A 3,555-nucleotide genomic window follows, 5' to 3' on the forward strand; every position below is an offset into this window, starting at 1 on the left:
TGTAGACGTGCTCGACATTGTCGATGGCCTTGACGATGGTCTCCAGCGGCTTGGTGACGAGCTCGACGGCATCGGTTGCCTTGAGGCCGTCGGCCGGGACGACGATATCGACCATCGGCACCGAGATCTGCGGTTCTTCCTCGCGCGGAATGGCCATCAGCGCGAGCAGGCCCATGGCCAGCGCGGCGAGCAGGAACAGCGGCGTGAGCGGCGAGCGGATGGTCGCCTTCGTCAGGTGGCCGGAAAAGCCGAGCGGACGGGTCGTGACGATCGGCTCGTTCCGCGGGTCGGTCGGGTTCGGGGTGCTCACGGCGTCACCACAACATCGCCGGCGGCAAGGCCGGACAGGATTTCAATGCCATCGGCAAGGCCGGGGCGGGGCAGCGGGCGGCCGGGCTGCACCGGCACGCTGATGGTGTTGCCGTCCGCCGCTTTCAGCGCGACATAATCGATGCCGAAGCGGGTGGTCAGCGCGCCGGCCGGCACCACGAACGCCTTGCGTTCCGCCCCCGGCACCCAGACGCGCACGCGCTCGCCGACGAAATAATCCCCGAGCCCGGCCACCGCCGCATCGGCGATGACGCGGCCGTTCTCGACCTGCGGATAGATCAGCGTGATGCGGCCGGCCGGGGCGACATGCTCGCCGAGGTCGGCGGCATCGATGCGCACCTCGTCGCCGGTCGCGAGCGTGCGGGCATGGGTCTCCGGCAGGCTGAGCCGCAGCACATAATTGCCCTCCGCGACGGTTGCCACCGGCTCGCCCGGCATCAGCACCGAGCCGATGGTGGCCGGCACGGTCAGCACGCGGCCGGTGGCGGGGGCGCGGATCTGGCCTTCGGCCTGCTGCTGGGCAACGACGGCGCGTTCGGCGGTGCGGGCCGCCAGCGTCGTCTCGGCAACGTCCACGGCGGTGCGCGCGGCATCCTGCTGGGCCTGCGACACCGTGCCGGTCAGCCGCAGCTTTTCCACGCGGCCCTGATCGAGCTGGGCCTTGTCGAGCGAGGCCTTCGCGCCTTCGATCTGCGCATCGAGCGCTTCGAGCTGCAGGGCAAGCTTGTCGTCGGTGACGGTGGCGATCACCTCGCCCTCGCGCACCATGTCGCCGCGGTTCACCTTCAGCGCCGTCACCGTGCCGCCGATGCGGGCGCGGGCCGGCACCACGTTGGAACTTTCCACGGTGGCGAAGACGGCCTTGGGGTCGTTCACGCTCACCGGCTCCACGCGCAGTTCGCCGGCAATGGCCGTGCCGGCGGCCGCCAGCGGGGCCAGCACCAGTGCGGCCGCCGCCAGCCGGCGGATGTGGTGCCGGCGCGCGGCCGGGCGGCGGAATTCACACTCCGGGGTGTTCATCGTGCAGTCCTTCGGCGGAAAGGCGGGAGGGATCGGCATCGCAGGCCAGTTCCGGGCAGAAACTCGATTGCAGGGCGATGAGGATGGCGGCCGTGGCCGCGCTGGTCAGGCGATAGTGGATCGTCTGTCCCTCGCGGCGCCCGGCAACCAGTCCGTCGTGACGCAGCCGGGCCAGATGGCGGGACACCGCGGCATCGCGAAAACCCAGCGCCGCGGCAAGCTCGCCCACCGGCCATTCTCCCCCGGCAAGCCGGCAGAGAATCAGCAGCCGGTGCGGATTGGCGAGCGCCCGCAACAGCTCCGCCGCCTCGTCGGCCTTGTCTGACAGGAGTTGGCTACTAATTTTCATAGTTGCGTATATATGGCAAATGAGATATACAGTCAACAACACGCAAGGCGAGGGCCGGCAAAAGGGCCTGCCTGCGGAGGTTCGCGATGATGAATGAAGCAGGAGCCGCGCCCGCCGGCGAGATGCGGGCGGTGTGCACGGCATGCGGCAGCATCAACCGCCTGCCGGCCGGCAGGCCGGCGGCCGAAGGGCGCTGCGGCCATTGCCATGCCCCGCTTTTCACCGGCCACCCGGCCGAGATCGACGGCGCCGGGTTCCGCCGCCAGATCGTGCACTCAACGGTGCCGGTGCTGGTCGATATCTGGGCGCCGTGGTGCGGTCCGTGTCGCATGATGGGCCCGGCCTTTGCCGAGGCAGCGCGCACGCTGGAACCGCGGGTGCGGCTGCTGAAGCTCAATTCCGATGCCGAACCGCAGATTTCGGCCGAACTCGGCGTGCGCAGCATTCCCGCGCTGATGCTGTTTTCCGGCGGCCGCCGCGTTGCGGCCACGGCCGGCGCCATGACGACGGCCGGCATCGTGCGCTGGGTCGAACAGCATCTGCCGGCCTGAGGGCGCGGCGCAAATCCCGTTCCGATTTCCGGGGCTCAGCCGCCCGTGCGGCCGGCCCGAGCAGGAGTTTAATGTGCCATGAACGTCGACCGGTTCGTTTTTCTGTTTGCCGGCTTCATGATCTGGGTCAGCCTCGGCCTGTCGCTGGCTTTCAGCCCGTGGTGGCTGCTGCTGGCGGCCTTCGTCGGCCTCAACATGATGCAGGCCTCGCTCACCGGCTTCTGCCCGCTGGCGATGATCCTGAAAAAGGCGGGCGTGCGGCCGGGCGCGGCCTTCAACTGAGACCCGCCGGGGGCCGTCTGCCGGGGCCGGCCGCTCAGTCGAGCCGGATGCCCATGCGGGCGGCCTGCCGCTCCAGATAGGAATTCATGCGGCCGCGGCCGTCCTCGGTCAGGCGCACGATGATGCGGCGGCGGTCGGTTTCGTCGGGTACGCGGTCGATCAGGCCGGCGGACTGCAGGTCGTCCAGCCGGCGCAGCGCCGTGGTGGTGGGCACGCCGGAGGCAAGGCACAGGCTGGTGACCGAGATCGGCCGGCCGGAGGCCTCGCCCACCGCCAGATCCAGCAGCATGTCCCACGCCGGGTCGGAGAAAAGCTCGGCCTTGAACAGCGTCTCGCGGTCGGCACGGGCCGCGACCAGCGCCTTCAGGTAGGCCGGCCGGCCTGACGCGGGCGTGACGCTCGCCCCGCTGTCGGCGAGAAAGGCCATGGCCCGCCGCACCGCAAGGGCCACCTCGTCCGGCGACAGCGGCTTTTGCAGAAAGTCCACCGCGTGCAGCCGCAGCGCCGCCACCGCGCGGTCGAGGGCCGCATTGCCGGTAATGACGATGGCGGCCAGCGGCCGGGCGCGCTTGCGCGCCGCCAGCTTCTGCAGCAGTTCGATGCCGTCGATGCCGGGCATCTGCAGGTCGGTCACCACCACATCGAGCGCGGGATGGCGCTGCACCACGTCCAGCGCCTCGGCGGCGCTGCCGGCGGTGCGCGCGGGCAGGCCGAGTGCCTCCAGCCCCTCGCGCAGCTCCTCCAGCACGGCCGGCTCGTCGTCCACCAGCAGAATGCGCGGTTCGCCCGAGGCCTCGTGGCTGTGCATCGTTTCAGGTCTCCGCTGTTCTCAGGCAGGCGCGGTCCGGATCGGGCGCGGCGCGCACCGGCAGGGTCCGGGCCGGCGGGAACCGGGTTTGGGGTGTGCCGCCGCGGGCTCCGGGCGGTGTGGGGTCGTTCTTGCTGCAAGGCCCCGTCAGACGATCAGCCGGCGGGCCGTGCGAGCATAGAGTGTGCGGCCGGCGAGGGCCAGTCCAAGGGGGG

At 70.6% G+C, this 3,555-nt stretch carries 6 protein-coding genes; 2 read left to right on the forward strand and 4 right to left on the reverse strand.

Annotated features, from left to right (window positions below; all coding sequences use genetic code 11):
- The 3 genes from V7067_RS03600 to V7067_RS03610 form a co-directional block, all read right to left on the reverse strand.
- A partial coding sequence (locus tag V7067_RS03600) for an efflux RND transporter permease subunit (protein WP_334174510.1) occupies positions 1-310 on the reverse strand: 310 nt, incomplete at its 3' end.
- A complete protein-coding gene (locus V7067_RS03605) occupies positions 307-1,350 on the reverse strand; it encodes an efflux RND transporter periplasmic adaptor subunit (RefSeq protein ID WP_334174511.1) in 1,044 nt (347 codons plus the stop codon). The genes V7067_RS03605 and V7067_RS03600, both read right to left, overlap by 4 nt.
- Entirely contained in the window at positions 1,331-1,699 is a 369-nt protein-coding gene (locus V7067_RS03610) for a metalloregulator ArsR/SmtB family transcription factor (RefSeq protein ID WP_334174512.1), read from the reverse strand. The genes V7067_RS03605 and V7067_RS03610 overlap by 20 nt, the downstream gene beginning before the upstream one ends.
- 86 nt (positions 1,700-1,785) lie before the next feature.
- Between V7067_RS03610 and trxC the strand changes: the two genes are divergently transcribed.
- Complete coding sequence (gene trxC / locus V7067_RS03615; RefSeq protein WP_334174513.1) at positions 1,786-2,250, forward strand: thioredoxin TrxC; 465 nt, start codon at positions 1,786-1,788, stop codon at positions 2,248-2,250.
- A 78-nt stretch (positions 2,251-2,328) separates the two neighbouring features.
- Positions 2,329-2,532 carry a DUF2892 domain-containing protein gene (locus V7067_RS03620; RefSeq protein ID WP_334174514.1) on the forward strand — a complete coding sequence of 68 codons (204 nt, stop codon included), beginning with the start codon at positions 2,329-2,331 and terminating at the stop codon, positions 2,530-2,532.
- 34 nt (positions 2,533-2,566) lie between these two features.
- Here V7067_RS03620 and V7067_RS03625 read toward each other — a convergent pair whose 3' ends face one another.
- Complete coding sequence (locus V7067_RS03625) at positions 2,567-3,340, reverse strand: response regulator (protein ID WP_334174515.1); 774 nt, start codon at positions 3,338-3,340, stop codon at positions 2,567-2,569.
- Positions 3,341-3,555 lie beyond the last annotated feature (215 nt).

This window comes from Pseudoxanthobacter sp. (assembly GCF_036822375.1).
GTDB lineage: Bacteria > Pseudomonadota > Alphaproteobacteria > Rhizobiales > Segnochrobactraceae > Pseudoxanthobacter.

Coding starts and splice junctions, on each gene's coding strand:
- V7067_RS03605 (WP_334174511.1), bottom strand. CDS start 1,350: ATGAACACCCCGGAGTGTGAATTCCGCCGCCCGGCCGCGCGCCGGCAC.
- V7067_RS03610 (WP_334174512.1), bottom strand. CDS start 1,699: ATGAAAATTAGTAGCCAACTCCTGTCAGACAAGGCCGACGAGGCGGCG.
- trxC (WP_334174513.1), top strand. CDS start 1,786: ATGATGAATGAAGCAGGAGCCGCGCCCGCCGGCGAGATGCGGGCGGTG.
- V7067_RS03620 (WP_334174514.1), top strand. CDS start 2,329: ATGAACGTCGACCGGTTCGTTTTTCTGTTTGCCGGCTTCATGATCTGG.
- V7067_RS03625 (WP_334174515.1), bottom strand. CDS start 3,340: ATGCACAGCCACGAGGCCTCGGGCGAACCGCGCATTCTGCTGGTGGAC.